Origin of the sequence: Variovorax sp. UC74_104, assembly GCF_044055375.1 — a bacterium.
Taxonomy (GTDB): Bacteria; Pseudomonadota; Gammaproteobacteria; order Burkholderiales; family Burkholderiaceae_C; genus Variovorax.
The window spans coordinates 3,802,055-3,822,801 of the sequence record NZ_CP171978.1; the positions used below are offsets into that span (position 1 = coordinate 3,802,055).

At 66.6% G+C, this 20,747-nt stretch carries 17 protein-coding genes; 11 read left to right on the forward strand and 6 right to left on the reverse strand.

Annotated features, from left to right (window positions below):
• The first annotated feature begins 1 nt into the window (after position 1).
• The 3 genes from ACHMXA_RS17900 to ACHMXA_RS17910 are packed head-to-tail and all read left to right on the forward strand — an operon-like array spanning position 2 to position 2,308.
• Entirely contained in the window at positions 2–226 is a 225-nt protein-coding gene (locus ACHMXA_RS17900; RefSeq protein WP_176663972.1) for a hypothetical protein, read from the forward strand.
• Positions 216–1,343, forward strand: a complete 1,128-nt coding sequence (gene tadA, locus ACHMXA_RS17905) for a tRNA adenosine(34) deaminase TadA (RefSeq protein ID WP_395316011.1) — start codon at positions 216–218, stop codon at positions 1,341–1,343. The genes ACHMXA_RS17900 and tadA overlap by 11 nt, the downstream gene beginning before the upstream one ends.
• The gene (locus ACHMXA_RS17910; RefSeq protein ID WP_395316012.1) at positions 1,340–2,308 is read left to right on the forward strand and encodes an LD-carboxypeptidase; all 969 of its coding nucleotides are present in this window, start codon (positions 1,340–1,342) and stop codon (positions 2,306–2,308) included. The genes tadA and ACHMXA_RS17910 overlap by 4 nt, the downstream gene beginning before the upstream one ends.
• Positions 2,309–2,370: 62 nt before the next feature.
• Here the strand turns inward: ACHMXA_RS17910 and ACHMXA_RS17915 are convergent, their stop codons facing one another.
• Positions 2,371–2,706 carry a hypothetical protein gene (locus tag ACHMXA_RS17915; RefSeq protein ID WP_176663975.1) on the reverse strand — a complete coding sequence of 112 codons (336 nt, stop codon included), beginning with the start codon at positions 2,704–2,706 and terminating at the stop codon, positions 2,371–2,373.
• Positions 2,707–3,093: 387 nt separating this feature from the next.
• On the opposite strand from ACHMXA_RS17915, the gene ACHMXA_RS17920 reads away from it, so the two are divergent.
• From ACHMXA_RS17920 to ACHMXA_RS17940, 5 genes are all read left to right on the forward strand, one after another.
• Positions 3,094–4,041, forward strand: a complete 948-nt coding sequence (locus tag ACHMXA_RS17920) for an adenylate/guanylate cyclase domain-containing protein (RefSeq protein WP_176663976.1) — start codon at positions 3,094–3,096, stop codon at positions 4,039–4,041.
• Positions 4,042–4,182: 141 nt separating this feature from the next.
• Positions 4,183–4,533: a hypothetical protein gene (locus ACHMXA_RS17925; RefSeq protein ID WP_395316013.1), complete on the forward strand. Its 351-nt coding sequence runs from the start codon at positions 4,183–4,185 to the stop codon at positions 4,531–4,533.
• Positions 4,534–4,738: 205 nt separating this feature from the next.
• Positions 4,739–6,577 (forward strand): DUF1800 family protein, encoded by a 1,839-nt coding sequence (locus ACHMXA_RS17930; protein WP_395316014.1) that lies wholly within the window; start codon positions 4,739–4,741, stop codon positions 6,575–6,577.
• Between the two features lie 25 nt (positions 6,578–6,602).
• Complete coding sequence (locus ACHMXA_RS17935) at positions 6,603–8,063, forward strand: DUF1501 domain-containing protein (protein WP_395316015.1); 1,461 nt, start codon at positions 6,603–6,605, stop codon at positions 8,061–8,063.
• A 23-nt stretch (positions 8,064–8,086) separates the two neighbouring features.
• Positions 8,087–8,509: a hypothetical protein gene (locus tag ACHMXA_RS17940; protein WP_395316016.1), complete on the forward strand. Its 423-nt coding sequence runs from the start codon at positions 8,087–8,089 to the stop codon at positions 8,507–8,509.
• 13 nt (positions 8,510–8,522) lie between these two features.
• Here the strand turns inward: ACHMXA_RS17940 and ACHMXA_RS17945 are convergent, their stop codons facing one another.
• The 5 genes from ACHMXA_RS17945 to ACHMXA_RS17965 form a co-directional block, all read right to left on the reverse strand.
• Positions 8,523–8,879, reverse strand: a complete 357-nt coding sequence (locus tag ACHMXA_RS17945) for a response regulator (RefSeq protein WP_395316017.1) — start codon at positions 8,877–8,879, stop codon at positions 8,523–8,525.
• A gap of 52 nt (positions 8,880–8,931) precedes the next feature.
• Positions 8,932–10,164 carry an ATP-binding protein gene (locus tag ACHMXA_RS17950; RefSeq protein ID WP_395316018.1) on the reverse strand — a complete coding sequence of 411 codons (1,233 nt, stop codon included), beginning with the start codon at positions 10,162–10,164 and terminating at the stop codon, positions 8,932–8,934.
• On the reverse strand, positions 10,154–10,771 hold the full coding sequence (locus ACHMXA_RS17955; protein ID WP_176663982.1) for a chemotaxis protein CheB: 618 nt from the start codon (positions 10,769–10,771) through the stop codon (positions 10,154–10,156). Before ACHMXA_RS17955 ends, ACHMXA_RS17950 begins: the two co-directional genes overlap by 11 nt.
• On the reverse strand, positions 10,768–11,553 hold the full coding sequence (locus tag ACHMXA_RS17960) for a CheR family methyltransferase (protein ID WP_395321314.1): 786 nt from the start codon (positions 11,551–11,553) through the stop codon (positions 10,768–10,770). The genes ACHMXA_RS17955 and ACHMXA_RS17960 overlap by 4 nt, the downstream gene beginning before the upstream one ends.
• A gap of 98 nt (positions 11,554–11,651) precedes the next feature.
• Entirely contained in the window at positions 11,652–15,143 is a 3,492-nt protein-coding gene (locus ACHMXA_RS17965; protein WP_395316019.1) for a response regulator, read from the reverse strand.
• A 228-nt stretch (positions 15,144–15,371) separates the two neighbouring features.
• Here ACHMXA_RS17965 and ACHMXA_RS17970 point away from each other — a divergent pair, with 228 nt between their 5' ends.
• From ACHMXA_RS17970 to ACHMXA_RS17980, 3 genes are all read left to right on the forward strand, one after another.
• Positions 15,372–17,612 (forward strand): helicase C-terminal domain-containing protein, encoded by a 2,241-nt coding sequence (locus ACHMXA_RS17970; protein ID WP_395316020.1) that lies wholly within the window; start codon positions 15,372–15,374, stop codon positions 17,610–17,612.
• Between the two features lie 253 nt (positions 17,613–17,865).
• Positions 17,866–19,206, forward strand: coding sequence for a family 16 glycosylhydrolase (locus ACHMXA_RS17975; protein WP_395316021.1), 1,341 nt, complete (start codon positions 17,866–17,868; stop codon positions 19,204–19,206).
• A 10-nt stretch (positions 19,207–19,216) separates the two neighbouring features.
• The gene (locus tag ACHMXA_RS17980) at positions 19,217–20,728 is read left to right on the forward strand and encodes a family 16 glycosylhydrolase (RefSeq protein ID WP_395316022.1); all 1,512 of its coding nucleotides are present in this window, start codon (positions 19,217–19,219) and stop codon (positions 20,726–20,728) included.
• The last annotated feature ends 19 nt before the right edge of the window (positions 20,729–20,747 follow it).

The window sequence follows — 20,747 nt, forward strand, 5'->3', positions numbered from 1 at the left end:
GATGCGCGGGCTGGGCCTGATCGGCCTCGTGCTCGTGCTGGCGATCGTCGGGCTGGTCGCGAAGAAGCAGCTGACCAGCGCGGCTACGCCGACGCGACCGGCCGCGCCGGGCGTGCAGGCGCCGGCTTCCGGCGGTGCGCCCGTGAATCCGCAGCAGGTTCAGCAACAGGTCAAGGAAGCGCTGGACGCCGCCGTGAAGACGCGGCAGATGCCCGATGACAACTGAGCCCCTTCCGTCCCTTCCGTCGCCCGTGGCGCACGACGACGCGCACTGGATGGCGCTTGCGCTCGCCGAGGCGCGGCTTGCCGCCGAGGCGGGCGAGGTGCCGGTGGGAGCGGTGCTGGTGAAGGATGGCCGGTTGATCGCTTCGGGCCGGAACACACCGGTGGCGCAGCATGACCCGAGCGCGCATGCCGAGATCAACGCGCTGCGTGCCGGCGCGACGGCGCTCGGCAACTACCGGCTCGACGGCTGCGAGCTCTTCGTCACGCTCGAGCCGTGCGCGATGTGCTCCGGGGCGATGCTGCATTCGCGCCTGGCGCGCGTGGTGTACGGCGCGGCCGATCCGAAGACCGGCGCGGCGGGTTCGGTGCTCGACCTCTTCGCCGAGCCGCGGCTGAATCACCACACGCGGGTGCAGGGCGGGGTGCTGGCGCAGGAATGCGCCGGGGTGCTGCAGGCCTTCTTCCAGCAACGCCGCAGCGCCGCGCGCGCGCAGGCCGAGCCGCTGCGCGACGACGCGCTGCGCACGCCTAGCGAGCGCTTCGATGCGCTGCCGGGCTACGGCTTCGCACCGCACTACGTGCAGGACCTGCCGAGCCAGCATGGCTGGCGCATGCACTACGTGGATGAAGGCGCCGGTGACGATGCCGCCTGCTGCATCTGCCTGCACGGTCCAGGCGAATGGGGCTATTTCTTCAGGCACCTGGTGGGCGCGTCAGGCCTGCGCACGCTGGTGCCCGACCTCATCGGCTTCGGCAAGAGCGACAAGCCCAAGCGCGAGACGCCGCATCGCCTCGAGTGGCATCGCGACGTGCTCCTCGAATGGCTCCACCGCGTGCAACCCGGATCGACGCCGATGGCGCTCGTGCACAGCAACGCGGGCTCGGGACTCGCAACGCTGCTGACGGCAGCCGCGCCGGAACGTTTCGTCGCCGTGCTCGCAGCGCCGGAAGGGGGCGAGCGCATCGGGGACGCATGGCGCGCGCCTTTCCCTGATCGAGGCTACGAAGCAGCGCTGCGTGCGCTCGGGCCCATCGCGACATCCTCCGGGCCGTCGCCCGAGCAGGCCCGAACGGTCGTGCTGCAAGTGAGAAACGCAATGGGATACTCGAACGCGTGACCAAACACATCTACATCTACTCTCCCTCCAGCGCGGTCCGCGACAAGGCCGCTTTCCGGCGCGGCGTGAAGCGGCTCAAGGCGCTGGGCCATGAAGTCGAAGTCGACGATGCGGCACTCTCGGTGCACCAGCGCTTCGCGGGCGACGACGCCACGCGGCTCGCCGCGATCTCGCGCGCTGCGGCAAGCGGCGCCAACGTGGCGCTCATCGCGCGCGGCGGCTACGGGCTCACGCGCATTCTTGACGCCATTCCGTACAAGGCGCTGACCAAGGCGATCGAGAAGGGCACCGAATTCGTCGGCTGCAGCGACTTCACCGCGCTGCAGAACGCGCTGCTGACCAAGACCGGTGCCGTGACCTGGTCGGGCCCCGCGGTCGGAGAGGACTTCGGCGCCGAAGACGGCCCCGACGACATCATGGAAGCCTGCTTCGACGACCTCCTCACGGGGCAGGGCGAAGGCACCGGCTGGCGCATGCCGGCGCGCGACACGGACCTGAAGTTCAAGCCCGTGCAGGACGCGGTGCTGTGGGGCGGCAACCTCTGCGTGCTCACCAGCCTGCTGGGCACGCCGTATTTCCCGACGGTGGACAAGGGCGTGCTCTTCATCGAGGACGTCAACGAGCACCCCTACCGCATCGAACGCATGCTCGAGCAGTTGCGCATGGCCGGCGTGCTGGCGCGCCAGCGCGCGATCGTGTTCGGGCAGTTCACCGGCATCCGCAGCGTGCCGGGGTACGACCGCGGGTTCGGCCTCAATACGGTGATCGACCGGCTGCGCTCGACGCTCAAGATCCCGGTGCTCGCCGGCCTGCCGTTCGGCCATGTACAAACAAAGGTTCTATTGCCTGTGGGCGCGAAGGTGTCGATGGCAGCAGAAGGGCGTGATATTTTTCTCGTTTGGGGCCACCGACACGCGTCCGTGCATGACGATCACGATGGACATGACCATCATCACGACCATTGATCAGGACACAAAGAAAATAAAACGTTAAAAACGAAAACGGCCCCGAAAGGGCCGTCGTCGTTTCATTTGGTTTGGGTAAAGCGCTGGTGTGCCCGCGGCCCCATCGAACCGGGCAATCCGCCTTTGAACATGCTGTTGATGGCTTTCATTTGCCGACGTGCGGCGGTTTCACCGTCGATGGCGCTCAACGCCATCATCACGTCCTGCCGCAAGTACCAGAGCGCCTCGACGTCGGCGGCGAAACGCACGCGCTGACTGACGCGCTGGACCGAGTGGCCGCCATGACCCTGGAGCACAGACAGCATCGCGGTACGAATGCGCCCGAGTTGGCTCTCCGTCGCCTGGCGGGATCCGAAGCCGGGTACGTTCAACAGACGAAGAATGCGGCGCAAGAGCATGGGACGGGAAGTGTATTGCCGGAAGCGGGAACGGCCGCTACCTTAAGCCTCAGTTAACCATTCCACAAGATCCGAAACGATGTTTCTTGTTTGCAAACAACACGCTTTACTTATCGCTTTCACTAGTCATTGAATTTTGTTTTCTAAAGTACTACAAGTCGATAAATGAAATGAACCTATTGCATCTGTTCATTCACGGGCGGCGTATATATGCCCCTGATGCCCCGATGCGATAGTTCTACTTGTCGAAGGCGAAGAACCAGCAAGGCCGCCTCTTCAGCGAATGAACGTAAATGCCGTGCATGCGCCAGGAGAGCTGCCTGCCGGGAAATGCAGGGAGCCCACGGGCATCTATAACCAGCGATAGAAATCGAGAATCACAAGAGTATGGGTGTCAATTCCACAGTCGTATTCGCGGACTTGACGGGGAGCACGCGGGTCTTCGAGGCCATGGGGAATGCACGTGCCACCGAGACCGTGACCCGGCTGACGCAGTGGATCGGCGGCGTGTGCCAGGCGCACGGCGGCCGGGTGGTGAAGTCGCTCGGCGACGGCGTATTCGCCATCTTCACCAGCGGCGCGGCGGCCACGCATGCGGTCATCGAGTTGCAGCGCTACCACCAGAAGCGGCTGCTCGCGTGGCCGGCCCCCTTGCGCATGGCGCTGCAGATCGGCGTGGCCAGCGGCGAGGTGGTCGAGGTCGAGGGCGACTGCTACGGCGATGCCGTCAACCTGGCCTCGCGGCTGAGCGACCTGGCCGGCCCGGGGCAGATCTGGGTGACCGCCGCGGTCATCTCCCAGCTGCGCGAAGGCTCCGTGCAGCATCGCGACCTGGGCCTCATCAACATTCGCGGGCGCAGCGAGATGTCGGTGGTGCACCGCATCGACTGGCAGGAGGACGTGACCTCGTTCCTCACCGTGCCCGCCGCGCTGGCTCCCTTGCGCATGCCCGACTCCTCCTTCGGCCAGATCGAGCTGGCGTGGCTCGACGTGCGCTCGATGTTCCGTACGGAGCAGCTTCCGATTCACCTGGGCCGCGTCGACGACGCCCAGTTCGTGGTCAACGACCCCCGCGTGTCGCGGCTTCATGCGCGAATCGAACTGCGGCAGGGCAGTTGCGTGCTGATCGACGTCAGCACCTACGGCACCTGGGTGCGCTTCCACGGCAACGACGGGCCGAGCACCGAGATCGCCCTGCGGCGCGAAGAGTGCGTGCTGCACGGCCGCGGCGAAATCGGACTGGGCGCACCGCTGAGCGACATCAGCGCACCGACCATCGCCTTCAACACCACCAGCGGCGACGTGATGCTGTCGCGCCGCGAGATCGCACGCTGACTTCGGCGCTGAACACAGCGCTGCACCGCTCGCCGCGGTGACGTTTGGCTACCATGCTTGCCTGCAATCGGGTGCACCGCGAAGATGCATCCGGCGTTGCGTATCCACCCGGGCGTGTCCGCCCTTGGCCCTGGAGCCACCGTGAACCTCAAAACTCGACCTTCTGTTTTCAAGTGGGCGGCCGTCGGTGCCGTCGTTGCCGGCGCGCTGCTGGCCGCGGGAGCCGCGAATGCGCGCGGAAGCTGGTCGGTGCAGATCGGCACCCCCGGCTACGTGGCCGGCGGCTACCCGGCACCGTACTACGCGCCACCGCCGGTCTACACCTACCCGGCTCCGATCTATTACGAACCGCCGCCGCCGGTCTACTACCGGCCGCCGCCTCCGGTGTATTACCGTCCGGCCCCCATCTACACCCCGCCGCCCGGCCGCATCTACTACGGCCCCGGCTACCCCTATCGGCCGCCGAACGGGTGGGATGACGAGCGCGACTGACGCTGTCGTCTGAATGTTTGCTGAAGCATTGGCATGCCCTCTGGCATGCCAATTTTGTTTCAAGGAGTGACTAAAAAGTCACATTGGCACACATTTTTGTGGCGACCCCGCCAGTTTTGGACATCCGTCCGGTTGTTTTCCGCAGGGGCATGCCGCTTGCCTTGATTCCTCCGACAGGCGTCGATACGCCGCAGGAGCGAGGATCATGTTGGAACAATTGGAGGCCGAGCGCGCAAGACCGGCCGACGAGTTGGTGTACGTCGCGGAGACAGCGGCAGCAGGCGAGCAAAAGGCAACTCCGGACGGCTCGCGGCCTCTGAAGGTCGCGGCGGCGTTCTCCATGGCGGCAGCGCTGGCCGCATGCGGTGGAGGAGGGGGCGGCGGTGGTGGCTCCGCAGGCGTGGGCTTTCCGGTTGGAGGCCAGTCGCCCGGTTCCAACCCCGGACCGGCCACGATGCCCGATATCGGCCCTTATCGCTACACCCAGGCCAAGTCCGACGCCGAAGCCGCGCGCTTCCTGCTGCAGGCCCAGTTCTCTGCCTCGGACGCCGAGATCGCCGCCGTGCGCGCCAAGGGCTACCTGCCGTGGCTCGGCGAACAGTTCGGTGCGGCGCGGGAGCCTTCCGCCTGGGAGTGGGTCAACGGCAAGGAATACGGAACAGTCGAAACCGACGCCATGATCTGGCGCCAGCTCATGACGGCCGCCGACCCGGTGCGCAAGCGCATGGCCCTGGCACTCAGCGAGATCTTCGTGGTCTCGGGCACCGAGATCGGCTCGAGCTGGCCCACGGCCATGATGGCCCAGTACTGGGACATGCTGGCCAACGGCGTCACCGGCAACTTCCGCCAGCTGCTGGAAGACGTGACGCTGAACCCCGCGATGGGCTTCTACCTCAACACCCGCGGCAACCGAAAGGAAGACAACTCCGGTCGCCAGCCCGACGAGAACTACGCGCGCGAGGTCATGCAGCTCATGACCATCGGCCTCTACCAGCTCGAGGACGACGGCACGGTGAAGGCCGGCGCCGACGGCCAGCCGATCGAGACCTACGTGCAGAACGACGTGACGAACCTTGCGCGCGTCTTCACCGGCTACGACCTCGACATCCGCTCGGCGGAGCGCAACGCTTTCACCCCGCCCGGAGCCAGCTACACGATCGAGACCAACGAGTGGACCACGCGCCCCATGGCCTACAAGGCCTCCAACCACTCGATGCTGGAGGCACGTTTCCTGGGCGCCACGGTGCCCGGGGGCACCGACGGCCCGACGGCGCTGAAGATCGCGCTCGACACGCTCTTCAATCACCCGAACGTCGGCCCCTTCATCGCCCGGCAGCTGATCCAGCGGCTGGTTACCAGCAATCCCAGCCCGGCGTACGTCCAGCGCGTGGCAGATGTCTTCGCCAACAACGGCGCGAGCGTGCGCGGCGACATGAAGAGCGTGTTCGCGGCCGTGCTGCTCGACGACGAGGCACGCGGCCCCACGGGCCTTTCCGATCCGAACTTCGGCCACCTGCGCGAGCCTATGCTGCGGTTCGTGCAATGGGGGCGCACCTTCGGCATCGGCTCGGCATCGGACAACTGGAGGATCGGCAATACCTCCGATCCGAGCTCGAACCTGGGCCAGTGCCCGCTGCGGTCGCCCTCGGTCTTCAACTTCTTCCGGCCCGGCTACGTGCCGCCCTCGACCGCGATCGCCAGCAACAAGATGGTCGCGCCCGAGTTCCAGCTGGTCAACGAGACCAGCGTGGGCGGCTATCTCAACTTCCTGCAAGGCATGCTGAAGAACGGCTTCGACAGCCAGGACGTGATCGCCACCTACACGGCCGAGAAGGCGCTGGTGAACGACCCCGCCGCGCTGGTGCGCCGGCTGAACCTGCTGCTCACCGGCAACCAGCTCTCGGCCGGCACCGTCGCGCTGATCACCGATGCGCTGAGCAAGGCGCCGCTGGTGAACCCCACCACCGACGCCCGCAGGCTCGACCTCATCTGCGCCGGCGTGCTGCTGGTGATGGGCTCGCCCGAATACCTCGTGCAGAAATGAAGAAAGAAGCCGGAGCCAACCGAACATGCACCTGATCGATCCTGCCCGCCACACGCGCCGCGCCTTCCTGCGCCGCTCGGGCCAACTCGCGATGGCCGGCACCGCGCTGCCGTTCGCGCTCAACCTCGCCGCCATGGGCGAGGCCGCCGCGCAGGCCGCACCGAGCGACGACTACAAGGCGCTGGTCTGCGTATTCCTCTTCGGCGGCAACGACTACGCCAACACGCTCGTCAACTTCGACACCGACAGCTACAACAAGTACAGCACCATCCGAGGCGCCATCGCGCTGCCGTACGCGGGCCTCGCAGCCACCGAGCTCAAGCCCACCATGGCGCTCGCCAATGGCCGCAAGTACGCGTTGAACCCTGCCATGGGCGGCCTCGCCACGCTCTTCGACCAAGGCAAGTTGGCCGTGCAGCTCAACGTGGGCCCGCTCGTCAAGCCGCTCACCCGTGCGCAGTTCAACAGCCCGAACCGCCGGGATTTCCCGATCCCGCCCAAGCTGTTCTCGCACAACGACCAGCAGTCGATCTGGCAGTCGTCATCGCCCGAGGGCTCGACCATCGGCTGGGGCGGCAACCTCGGCGACCTGATGCTCAACGGGCAGCGCGACGCATCGCTGTTCACCTGCATCTCGGTGGCGGGCAACGCGGTGTTCCTTTCGGGCGACGAGGCGCTGCAGTACCAGGTCGGCACGGGCGGCGCGGTGCGCATCAACAGCGTGAGCCCGGCCACCGGCAGCGTCTACGGCTCATCGGCGGTCAAGGCGGCCATGCAGCAATTGGCGCAGCAGGGTCGCAGCCACACGCTGGAGAACGAATACAACAAGGTCACGCTGCGCGCGGTGGAGGCGGAAGGAAGGATCACCTCCGCCATCCAGTCCGATGTCATGGACGTCACCTTCCCCACCAACGGCAACAACCTGGCTGCCCAGCTCAAGATGGTCGCTCGTCTGATCCGCGGGCGCGCCTCGCTGGGCGTGAAGCGCCAGGTGTTCTTCGTCTCCATGGGCGGCTACGACCTGCACGACGACCTCGACACCAAGCAGGGCCCGCTGATGCAGCGCCTGTCCGACGCCATGGTCGCCTTCCAGCAGCAGATGGAAAAGCTCCAGATCGCCGACAAGGTCACGGCCTTCACCGCCTCCGACTTCGGCCGCACGCTGTCGAGCAACGGCAACGGTTCCGACCACGGCTGGGGCAGCCATCACTTCGTGATGGGCGGCGCGGTGAAGGGCAAGGCCTTCTACGGCACGCCGCCGCCGGTGAGCGTGGGCAACACCGCCGCCGACGACGACCAGTGGCACGTCGGCCAGGGCCGGCTACTGCCCACCACGTCGGTGGACCAGTACGCGGCCACGCTGGCCAAGTGGTTCGGCGTGCCCGACTCCGACCTCAACAGCATCCTGCCCAACCTGAAGAATTTCAACAACGTCACCGCGCCCAGTGGCATCGTCTACCCGCGCACCATGGGGTTCATGGCATGAACGCAATGACTGAAATGAGCGCGATGAGCGCAATGAGCTCGATCGGCGGCCTCAACGGCATGGAGGGCGGCGCCAGCGTGGACTTCGGTCCGGAGAGCACGCTCCCGGAGCGCTCCCACTCGCACGCCCGGCAGGTGACGCACGTGCGTCCGTTCTCCAGCGTCGAGGCAGCCATCGCGGCGATCGAGTCGCTGGACCGCGAACTCAAGAAGTTCGAACTCGCGGTGGCCGACAGCCTGCAGGATTACCTGGGCGTGCAGATGGCGCAGATCACCGACAGCGCGCTGGCCCGAGGCTGGGAGCCGCTCAGCTTCATCCAGAAGGACGGCTTCCGCGTCTACCGCTACGAGGCGATCCGCTCCGCGCCGCGCGGACTTTCCTCGGCCGAGCTGGCGGCGAAGCTGGAACGCCGCAGCCGCTCCGGCCGCTCCCGTTCCTCGCGCTGAACTCGCCTCGACCTCAGCCTCCCGCCAGGATGCGCTCGAGCTTGTCGATGTCGACCGGCTTCTGCAGGTGGTGGTCGAACAGCCCCTCGGCCGACTGGCCGGCCATGTCCTGCGCCGAAAAGCCGGTCACGGCAACCAGCAGCTTCGGCGTGCCTTCGGCCTTGCTCTCGCGCAACTGCCGCGCCACCTCGGTGCCCGGCATGTCGGGCAGGCCCAGGTCGATGAGCGCGGCGTCGAAGCTCTCGGCGGCGGCCGCGTCCAGTGCCTGCCGCGCGGTGTAGGCGCAACGCGCCGTGTGGTCGTGCAGGCCCAGCAGTTCCTGCAGCAGGTCGGCCGAAGCCTTGTTGTCGTCGACGATCAGCACGTTCACGGGAAGTCTTCTTTCAGGTCAGTCAATCGGCAAATGAATCGATCGGGCAGCGCTATGCGCCCGGGCCCGTGCCATCGGCGGGGTCGGCGGGGTCGGGCGCGCGCAGCGGCAGCTCGACCACGAAGCGCGAGCCTTCGCCCGGCGCGCTCTCCACGGCGATCCGCCCGCCGTGCAGGTCGACGATCTTGCGCGTGATGTAGAGCCCCAGGCCCAGCCCCGCCGCGTGCTTGCGGCTGACGTCGGTGCGCTCGAACTGCTCGAAGATCCGGGCCTGGTCTTCCTGTGCAATGCCGATGCCCTGGTCGCGCACCGCCACCTGGGCGGTGTTTCCCAGTTGCTGCACGACCATCTCGACCGGCTTGCCGCCGCCGTAGCGCAGCGCGTTGGTCAGCAGGTTGGTGAGCACCTGTTCGATGCGGAACTCGTCCCACGCGCCGCGCAGCTCCGCCGGCGCCGACAGCGTGATGACCGAGCCGGCGGACTCCGCCTGCTGGCGCAGGTTTTCCACCACCGCCTTCGCGAGCACCGCAAGGTCCACCGGCTGCGGCTTGATCGACAGCGCGTCGCGCCGCATGCGCGTGACGTCGAGCATGTCGTCGATCAGCCGCACCATGTTGCGGATCTGCCGCTGGTCGCGCTCGATCATGGCGGGCAGCCGCTCGGGCGAGAAGCTGTCGAGCTTGCCCTTGGACAGGTGCAGCTGGCGCAGCTGCGCCTCCAGGTAGAGCGTGTTGAGCGGCGTGCGCAGCTCGTGCGACACCATCGACATGAAGTCGTCGCGCATGCGCACCGCGTGCTCCAGCTCGAGCTGCGTCTGCTGCAGCTGCTGCACCAGCTCTTCCTGCTTCTTGTGCGCGGCGGCGAGCGAGTCCATCTCGTGCCGCAGCGCCTTGCGGTGCTGGTAGAGATCGACGAACACGTTCACCTTGCTCACCACCGCGTGCGGGTCCAGCGGCTTGTGCAGGAAGTCGACCGCGCCGCTCTCGTAGCCCTGGAAGGCGTAGTTGAGCTCGCGTCCGGCGGCGCTCACGAAGATGATAGGGATGTGCCGCGTGCGCTCGGTGCCGCGCATCAGTTCGGCCAGCTCGAAGCCGTTCATGCCGGGCATCTGCACGTCGACGATGGCGAGCGCGAATTCGTGCTCCAGCAGCAGCGCCAGCGCGGCGTCGGCCGAGCCGGCGCGGTACGCGGTGCGGCCCGGCGCGCGGATCAGCGCCTCCAGGGCCAGCAGGTTCTCAGGCAGGTCATCGACGAGCAGCAGCTTGCTTTCGATGTCAATGTTCACGGACGGCCTCCAGTTGGAGCAGCAGGTCGCGCAGTTCGCGCAAAGGCAGGACGTAGTCGGGCATGTGGCGCGCGATGGCGGCAAGGGGCATGGTGGGAATCTGGGCTTCCCTGGGTTCCTGCACGGCGGTGAGCCCGCCGGCCAGGTGGATCCGGCGCAGGCCTTCGGCCCCGTCGTCGTTCGCGCCGGTCAGGAGGAAGCCGGCGAGGGCGGGGCCGTAGGCATCGGCGGCGGAGGCCATTAGCACGTCGATGGAGGGCCGCGAGAACAGCACCGGCGGTTCGCAGCTCAGCGAGAACGAGCGCTCGCGTTCTATGGACAGGTGGTAGCCGGGAGGCGCGAAGTACAGGCTGCCGTCGGCCAGCGGCATCTTGTCGTTGGCCTCGTGAACCGGGATCGGCAGGCGCTGCGCGAAGATCTCGGCCAGGTGGCTCTCGTGCTCCTCGGGCAGGTGCAGGACCACCGCCATCGGTATGTGCCAGCCGGCCGGCAGGTCGTGCAGCAGCTCGGAGAGCGCGTCGATGCCGCCGGCCGAGGCGCCCAGCACCACGGCGTCCACGCGCTTGCGAACCGGCGGGCGCAAATTGCGCTTCGGCTGGCTTGTCATGCGGCCTTCTTGCGGTAGATGCGCTCGGCACGCGCGTGCGTGTCGAAGCGGTCGGAGTAGCCGGAGAAGTCGATGCTCTCCTTCGAGCCCAGCCCCAGGAAGCCGCGATGCGACAGCGATTCGTGGAACAGGCCCAGCGCCCGGTCCTGCAGCTCGCGGTTGAAGTAGATCAGCACGTTGCGGCAAGACACCAGCTGCGTCTCGGCGAAGACGCTGTCGGTCGCGAGGCTATGGTCGGCGAAGATCACGTCGGCGCACAGCGTGGGGTCGAAGCGCGCCGCCTCGTAGGCGGCTGTGTAGTAGTCGGAGAACTCGCCGCGGCCGCCCGCGCGCTGGTAGTTGGCGGTGTAGCCCCGGATGGCCTCCAGCGGGAAGATGCCCTGGCGCGCCTTCTCGAGCGAGGCCGGGTTGATGTCGGTGGCATAGATCTGCGTGCGGCTGAGCAGGCCTTCCTCGCGCAGCAGGATGGCGAGCGAGAACACTTCCTCCCCGGTGCTGCAGCCCGCCACCCACACCTTGACCGAAGGGTAGGTGTGCAGGATCGGCACCACGTGCTGGCGCAGCGCGAGGAAGTAGGCCGGGTCGCGGAACATCTCGCTCACCGGGATCGTCAGGAACTGCAGCAGCCGGCCGAAGAGCGAAGGGTCGCGCAGCACACGCTCCTGCAGCGCCGAGATGCTGGGCAGCCCGAGCTGGTCGAGCGCATGCAGCACGCGGCGCTTCTGCGAGGTCGCAGTGTAGTTGCGGAAGTCGTAGCTGTACTTGAGATAGATCGCCTCCATCAGCAGGCGCAGCTCGATCTCGGTGTCGCTCAGCGGCTGCAGCGGTTGCAGCGGAACGGGGGCCGGCCTGGACGAGGAGGGCGGAGGGGCGGGTTGGCTCACAGGCGCTCCATTTTCGGCATCCACACGCGCAGCAGCGAGAACAGCCGCTCCAGGTCCACCGGCTTGGCGAGGTAGTCGTTGGCGCCGGCGGCCAGGCACTGCTCGCGGTCGTCCTTGGTGGCCTTGGCGGTGATGGCGATCACGGGCATGTCCGCGAAGCGCGGGTCGCCGCGCAGGCGGCGCGTGGCTTCCAGGCCGTCCATCTCCGGCATCATGATGTCCATCAGCACGAGGTCGATGTCGCTCACCTGGTCGAGCTTCTGCAGCGCCTCGCGGCCGTTGCGGCCGATCTCCACGATGGCGCCGCGCTGCTCCAGCGCGCTGGTGAGCGCAAAGATGTTGCGCACGTCGTCGTCCACCAGCAGGATGGTGCGGCCTTCGAAGATGCGGTCGCGCCCGCGCGCGGTCTTCAGCATTCCCTGGCGCTCGCTCGAAAGCTCGGCCTCCACCTTGTGCAGGAACAGCGTCACCTCGTCGAGCAGGCGCTCCGGCGAGCGCGCGCCCTTGATGATGATCGAGCGCGAGTAGCGCTGCAGCTCGGTCTCCTCGTCGCGCGTGAGGTTGCGCCCGGTGTAGACGATGACCGGCGGGAACGACACGATCTCTTCCGCCGCCATGGCCTTCAGCAGCTCGCTGCCCTGCATGTCGGGCAGCTTCAGGTCGGTGATCATGCAGTCGAAGACGCGGGTGCGCAGCAGCTCCAGCGCCTCTTCGCCGGAGCCGACTGCGACGATCTCGATGTCGTCGTCGCCGATCAGCTGGATGACGCTCTCGCGCTGCAGCTCGTCGTCTTCCACCAGCAGCACCACCTTGACCTTCTGCGTGAGCTTTTCTTCCAGCCGGCCGAACACCTTCATCAGCTCGGCGCGGGTGGCGGGCTTCAGCGCGTAGCCGACGGCGCCCATCTGCAGCGCCGCGCCCTGCGCGCTCTCGGCGGCGGAGACCACGTGGATCGGAATGTGCCGCGTGTGCGGCGAATCCTTCAGCCGCTGCAGCAGGTCGAGGCCGGTGCTGTCGGGCAGGCGCATGTCCAGCAGGATGGCGTCTGGCAGGAACTGCGTGGCCAGCTCGAAGCCGTCGGCCGCGCCGTGCGCCACGAGGCAGCGGTAGCCGAGCTCGTGCGCCAGGTCGTAGAGGATGTGCGCGAACTGGGGCTCGTCCTCGATCACGAGCACGCGGCGTACCTGATCGCGGGGCAGTTCGCGGTCGTCGGCGAACTGCGGCGCGGGCACCGGGGCCGGAGGCTTGGGCGCCAGCGCTGGCTGGGCTGGCTGGACTGACTGGGCGGGAGAATGCGCGGATCTCGGCGTGTAGACCGCCGGCTGCTGCTGTGTCGGCGATGCCTGCGGCGCCACGGCCGGCAGCTGCAGCGTGAAGGTGCTGCCCTGGCCCGGCGTGCTTTCGACGGTGAGCGTGCCGCCCAGCAGGTGCGTGAGGTCGCGAGAGATCGACAGGCCCAGCCCGGTGCCGCCGTAGCGCCGGCTGGTGGTGCCGTCGGCCTGGCGGAAGGCCTCGAAGATCAGCTCGTGCTGCTGCGGATCGATGCCGATTCCCGAATCGGACACCGCGAACGCGGCCCCGCCGCCGGCCGCCGGCGAGACGACCAGCGCCACTTCGCCGCTGTCGGTGAACTTGATCGCGTTCGACAGCAGGTTCTTCAGGATCTGCTCCACCCGCTGCCGGTCGGTGAGCAGCGTCGCGGGCGCGTCGGGGCGCACTTCCAGCCTGAAGCGCAGGTTCTTCTGCATGGCGAGCGGGGCGAAGGTGCTTTGCAGGCCGTCGGCGAGCTTGGCCAGCGTCACGTCTTCAGGCACCACTTCCAGCTTGCCGGCCTCGACCTTCGCGATGTCGAGGATGTCGTTGATCAGCACCAGCAGGTCGTTGCCCGACGAATAGATCGACTCTGCGAACTTCACCTGCTCGCTCGTCAGGTTGCCCTGCGGGTTGTCGCCCAGCAGCTTGGCGAGGATGAGCGCGCTGTTGAGCGGCGTGCGCAGCTCGTGCGACATGTTGGCGAGGAACTCCGACTTGTAGCGGCTCGCGCGCTGCAGCTCGTCGGCGCGGTCTTCCAGGTCGCGCTGCACCCTGCGCAGCGCGGTGTTGCGCTGGTCGAGCGCCTCGGTGCGCTCGGAAAGCTGGCTGTTGGTCTGCTCCAGCTCGGCCTGCTGGTTCTCCAGCATGGCCTGCGAGGCGCGCAGCGCGCGCGACTGCTCTTCCAGCTCCTCGTTGGCGGTGCGCAGCTCTTCCTGCTGCACCTGCAGTTCCTCGTTGAGCTGCTGGGTCTCGGCCAGCACCTCCTGCAGCTGCTCGCGGTAGCGCGCTGCGGCCAGTGAAGTGCCGATGTCGTCGGCCACCATGTCGACGAGCTGGGTGCCGCGTTCGTCCAGCGCACCCGGCAGGCCGAGCTCGACCACGCCGTTGACCATGCCGCTGCTCGCCACCGGCAGCAGCAGCACCGCCTTGGGCGCCATCTCGCCCAGGCCGGAGTTGACCTTCAGGTAGTCGGCGTCGATCGGGTCTATCAGCATGCGCCGGCGCTCGGCCGCCGCCTGGCCGATGAGGCTCTCGGTGGGCGAGAAGACCTGCGGCGTTGCCTCGGCGGCGCTCGAGAAACCGTAGCTCGCCGCCCGCCGCAGCGGGCCGTGGCGCTCGCGCACATAGATGGCACCCACCGACGTGCCCAGGTGCCGGGAGAAGAAGGCGAGGATCTTGCGGCCCATGTCCGGCGCGCTGAGCTCGCCGACCAGCTCGCCCACCAGCTCGCCCTGCGCGCTGCGCAGCCAGGCTTCGTGGGCGAGGCGCTCGGTGTGGTCGGCCTGCTCCTGGAGCACCACGTCGTAGCTTTCGGAAAGCCGCACCAGCTGGCGCCGTCCGAAGTAAACCACCAGCCCGGTGAAGCCCAGCGAGAACAGCAGGAACAGCCCGACGACCCACCAGGCGGTGCGGTTGGCCTCGTTGTTCCGCTGGAAGCGCAGGGCCTGCTCGGTTTCCATGAAGGCGGTGAACTCGGCGCGCATGCTGTCGGTCAGGCGCTTGCCCCGGCCCAGGCGGACCTCCATCTGGGCGTTCTCCCCCTTGCGATGCGCAGCGATCAGCTCGGCGGCGTACTCGTTCCAGCTGTTCTGGATGGCGGCGATGCGGTCGACGCGCTCGACCTGCTGGCGGTTGTCCGACACCAGTTCGCGCAGCGCGGCCGTGTCGGCCTTGACGCGCGGCAGGGCGCTTTGGTACGGCTCCAGGAAGCTCTCGTCGTTGGTGATCAGGAAGCCGCGCATGCCGGTTTCCATGTCGATGCTCTGGCGCTGCAGTTCGCTGGCGGCGCGGCTGACGCGGTCGGTGTGCTCGACCCAGCCGATGGTCGACAGCAGGAACAGGATCAGCCCGACGAATACAACCGCCCCGAACAGACCGCCGATCAGAGGGAGCTTGATGTTGCGGCTCAGCAGACGCTCGAAATCGTCAGGATCGATCGCGGTGGGAGTTTTCATTGGCGCTGTTTGTAAGCAAAACTGTAAGCAAAACTCATGAAGTCTTGCCGATAAATGCGCGCGACCCTGTCGGAGAAGACCCCGTCAGGGCGTTCGGGCGGCCACGAGGGCAGGGCTCGCGCCGCTATACTGTAATTCCATACAGTTGATGCCAGATGGGCTCCGAACCCTCCCGTCCGCGAGACGCGGCCCCCCGTTGTTGCCGAGCACGTAGTTTCCGTCAAGGCGTTGTGCGCCTTCGGCGCGAAGGCGGGCGACCTCGATCTGCGCTTCGTGCCCGCGCCGAGCGCGCTCGAAGGCATGGCGGGGCATGCGCTCGTGCAGCACCGGCGCGATCCCGAGCACTACGCCTGCGAGGTCGGGCTCGAAGCCAGCTGCGGCGCGCTGCGCGTGCGCGGCCGGGCCGACGGCTACGAGGCACGCAGCGCCCGCGTCGAGGAAATCAAGACCTTCCGCGGCGATTTCGACGCCATCCGGGGCAACCACCGCGCGCTGCACTGGGCGCAGGCCCGCACCTATGGCTGGATGCTCTGCGAACTGCACGGCCACGACGCCATGACGGTCGCGCTGGTGTATCTAGACCTCGCCACCGGCGACGAGACCGTGCTCGAGGAGCACCACACCCGCGAAGCGCTGCGGGAACACTTCGAGCTGCTGTGCGGCCGCTACAGCGACTGGGCGAAGAGCGAAGCCGCCCATCGCAAGGCGCTGGACGCCACACTGGAGCGGCTCGAATTCCCGCACCGCGCCTTCCGGGCCGGCCAGCGCGAACTGGCCGAGGCCGTCTACCGCGCGGCCGTCGGCGGGCGCTGCCTGATGGCGCAGGCGCCTACGGGCATCGGCAAGACGCTGGCCACCATCTTCCCGATGCTCAAGGCCCGCGCGGCGCGCAGGATCGACAGGCTCTTCTTCCTCACGGCCAAGACCTCCGGCCGGCCGGTCGCGCTCGACGCGCTGCGCGTGCTCGACAAGGGCCGGGGGCAGGGCAGGCTGCGCGTGCTCGAACTCGCGGCCCGCGAGAAGGTCTGCGAATACCCCGACCGCGCCTGCAACGGCGACGCCTGCCCGCTCGCACGAGGCTTCTACGACCGCCTGCCGGCCGCGCGCGAGCAGGCTGCGCAGGTGGCATGGCTCGACCGCGAAGCGCTGCGCGAGATCGCGCTTGCCCACGAGGTGTGCCCCTATTTCCTCGCGCAGGAAATGGCGCACTGGGCCGACGCCATCGTCGGCGACTACAACTACTACTTCGACAGCAGCGCCTTCCTCTACGCCACCATGCGCGATGCCGACTGGCGCGCGGCCGTGCTGGTGGACGAGGCCCACAACCTGCTGGAGCGCTCGCGCGGCATGTACACCGCGCAGCTCGAAGGCGCTGCGCTCGAGGAAGCGCACCGCGCGGCGCCGGCCGCGCTGCGAGGTCCGCTGGCGCGCCTGTTCCGGGAATGGGACACGGTGCAGCAGTCGCAGGCGGCCGAATATGAAACCGCCGACGAGATTCCCGAGCGCTTCCTGCGCACCCTGCAGGCCGCCAACACCGCCATGGCCGAATATTTCGCGGCCACGCCGGACGCCTCGCAGGGGCCGCTGCAGCGCTTCTTCTTCGACGCGCTGCACTTCGCCCGGCTGGCCGAGGCCTTCGGCGACCATTCGGTGTTCGAGCGCACGCTGGGCGCCACGCAGCGGGACCGCGGCCTCGCCATCCGCAACCTGGTGCCCGCGCCGTTCCTGCAGGCCCGCTTCGGCGACGCGGTGTCGGTCACCTGCTTCTCGGGCACGCTGTCGCCCTTCGAGTTCTACCGCGACGCGCTGGGCCTGCCCGAAGACACCGCGCTGCTCGACGTCGCCTCGCCCTTCGACAGCGCCCAGCTTCGTGTCGAAGTGGCAACGCACGTGTCGACGCGCTTTCGCGACCGCGCGGGCTCGCTGCGGGACGTGGCCGACATCATCGGCGCCCAGTTCGAGCGCCTGCCGGGCAACTACCTGGCCTTCTTCAGCAGCTTCGACTACCTGGAGAAAGCCTGTGCCGCCTTCTCGCGGCGACACCCCGGCGTGCCGGTGTGGACGCAGACGCGCGGCATGCGCGAGGCCGACCGCCAGGATTTCGTGGCGCGCTTCGAGGAGGGCGGCCGGGGCGTCGGCTTCGCGGTGCTCGGCGGCGCCTTCGGCGAGGGCATCGACCTGCCGGGCAGCCGGCTCATCGGCGCCTTCGTGGCCAGCCTCGGGCTGCCCCAATACAACCAGCTCAACGAAATCACGCGCGAGCGCATGCAGGCGCGCTTCGGCAAGGGCTACGAGTACACCTATCTCTACCCGGGCCTGCAGAAAGTGGTGCAGGCCGCCGGCCGCGTGATCCGCACCGAGGAAGACCGGGGCGTGCTGCACCTGCTCGACGACCGGTTCGCCCGGGCGGAAATCCGCGAACTGCTGCCGCGCTGGTGGCATGTGAGGCTGGGCGCGGACCATGAATGAATGCGCGGCGACCGAGCTGCAAGGAAGGGCACTTGGCGAGTTGCCCGTGGTTTGACGTCAATCCGAAATGGTCAGCCAAAAATTGAAATTAATGACGGTTTTTGACCAATAAAGTCATAACTGTTGACAGGCTTTGATATTTTCATTTCACAAATTGACAACTTTGTACCGGCGAAGGAAATTTTCTTTGTCGGGGCCGTCTTGCAGCCTGCTTAGACTCGAAACGGAACCAAAACAAAGACGTTACCTTTACATGAAATCAGTTTGTTCAATCAAGGAATCGGAAGTCACGAAAAACCAGCGCAGGCAGTTCTTGCAGAAGAGTGCGTGCACCGCAACCGCGTTCTGGGGCGGGTTGGCGCTGGTCGGATGCGGAGGCGGAGGGTCGGACGGCAGCGGCGGATTCAATGGCGGGAGGCTGCTTCCGGCTTCGGGCAATGGCAATGGCGCTGGCGAAAATCCGGTTCCAGGTTCCGCAGAGGTTTCGGAGAGCGGAAATTCGTTGCCTGTTTCTGTAAACAACTCTACGGCGGAAAATCTGCCGCAGCCGGTCGGCCAGGGCGTGAAAAACGATATTCCCTCGCCCAGCGAAACAAGTCCGATCGTTCAGTCTTTCGTGCCGGCCGCCGAGGCTCCGGGCGGCTCAATTGTTATCACCGGCGCCAAATTCGATTCGACCGCCGTCGTCAGTTTCGGCGGCGTGAAGGCCACTCAAATCAGCGTGGACTCGGCGACGCAAATCTCGGTGATGGTGCCGGCGCTGGCCGTCACCGGGCCGATCACCGTGGAGACGGCCGGCGGAACCGGCCGGTCAGCCGCGCCGTTCGCCGTGCTGTCGGCGCCAGCACCGGCTGCCGGCTATCGGCTTGCCTGGCATGACGAGTTCGACGGAACGAGCCTGAATCCCCGCAATTGGAGGGCTCATACCGCCACGCGATACGACGCGGTGCGAACGGCTGATGCGGTCGATGTCTCCAACAGCATCCTGACCATCACGACCTATACCGACCCGTCGACAGGCAATCACCACACCGCTTTTCTGGACACGAATATCGGCTCGGGCTGCAAGTTCACCTTCGGATATATCGAGGCCCGCATGCGTTTCGTGAACCGATCCGGGCAGTGGTCTGCGTTCTGGTTGCAATCCAACAGGCACAGGGCGGCCACACCGCCCAATCCCGCTGCCGGTGTGGAGATCGACATCATCGAGCACCGGGCATTCGACGATAAGCAGTCGGACGCCCGCAATTACCACTCGAGTTCGGTGCACTGGAATGGCTATGGCGCGGACAGGCTGTTCCTCGAGAGCGGGGTGAGATCGCTGCCGGCAGGAGAGTCGTTTTCCGACTGGCACACGGCCGGCCTGCTTTGGACCCCGGGCAAATATCAGTTCTTTCTCGACGGAGTCCAGTTCTGGGAAGCCACGGACGGTATTTCCCAGAGCGAAGAATTCATTCGGCTCACCACCGAAGTCAAGGACAAGGGCCGGGCCGGCGAAATTCCTCCAGGCGGCTATGGCCCGCGCGGTGCGGACACGAATGCGGTCACCCAAGTCGATTGGGTCCGCGTTTGGCAAGTGCCGTCGGCGCCCTAGCCAAATCACCATGACGAACGGCATGTGCGGCTGGCAAACGGCGGAGACGATGCGCACCAGCAGGCCGCACCCAGTCCGGATCGGACGCAATTGCAAACTATTGAAGGCTTGCGCGCAGCCCGGCGGCATCCATTTCAGAGAGGAAATTGGTTCAGATGAAGAAATGAATTGTTATCTTTTTGGGCGATTCGAGGCGAATTTAAAATTCGAATGGAGATTCACAGAAGGAAGAAGAATTTCCATGAAATCAGATCGCCCGATGGGGCAAGAAGCGGACGCGGAGAAATCGCGCAGGCAATTTCTGCAGACCGGAGCACTGACTGCAACGGCGCTGTTCGGGACGTCGATCGTTGCCGGGTGTGGAGGCGGCGGCTCCGGCGGCAGTGCGAGCGGCGCGAGTTTCCTGCCTTCCGCAGCAAATCCCGTGGCGGAAAATTCGCCTGCCCTTGCCGCGGCCTCTTCGCCGGTCCCTGCGTCCAACGTTGCAGCGGCACCGCCTGAGGAGGCGTCGGTGCCGCCTCTGGAAAAAAATCCCGCTATTCATTCTTTTTCCCCGGCCCTGGCAATACGTGGAAACGTAATTGTGATCACGGGTGCCGAGTTCGATTGGGATGCCTCGGTCAGCTTCGGCGAAGTGGAGGCGACGGAGTTCAGCATCGACTCCGCGAGCCAGATCTCGGCGACCGTGCCCGAGTCGGCGAAAACCGGCGAGATTTCCGTCCGCACCGCCGCAGGCACAGCCCGATCCGCCGCGCCGCTGGTCGTGTCGCATGCACCCAGGTCGGCGAAGGGCTACAAGCTCGCCTGGCACGACGAGTTCGAAGGCAAGGCCGTGGACAAGTTGAAATGGAGCCTTGGCACAAGTACGCGCGACCAGGCTGTCCAGACGGCCGACGCGGTGACGGTCGAGAACAGCGTCCTGAAGATCTCGACCTACACGGATCCGTCGACCGGCAAGCACCACACGGGATGGCTGATCACGAGGGGGCTTTACGAGCTTCGCTTCGGATATGTCGAGGCCAGCGTCCGTTTCGCGTCGAGGCCGGGGCAGTGGGGTGCGGTCTGGCTGATGTCCCAGGCCAACAAGTCGGTCGACCCGCCCAATCCGGCTGCTGGTGTCGAGGTGGACATCATCGAGCATCGGGCGGTTTCGACCGGGAACAAGGATGACGTCAGCAACCAGTTCTCGAGCGCGGTGCATTGGAATGGCTACGAGAAGGGAAAGACGATCAGCCGCGGCAGCGGTCAGCAGCAACTGCCTGAAAAACAGGCGTTTTCCAGTTGGCACACGGTCGGTGTGCTCTGGACACCCGAGGGATACGAGTTCTACCTCGACGGCGCGGAAAAGCCTTACGCGACCATCAAGGAGGGCATCTCCCTGAGCCCCGAATACATCAAGCTCACCTGCGAGATCAAGGCCGACAGCTGGGCGGGCCTGATCCCGTCCGGCGGCTACGGGCCGCTGGGCGACAGCGCCAACGCGACCATGGAAGTCGACTGGGTTCGCGTATGGCAACCGTAGCGGCTTGACGGAAAGAAGA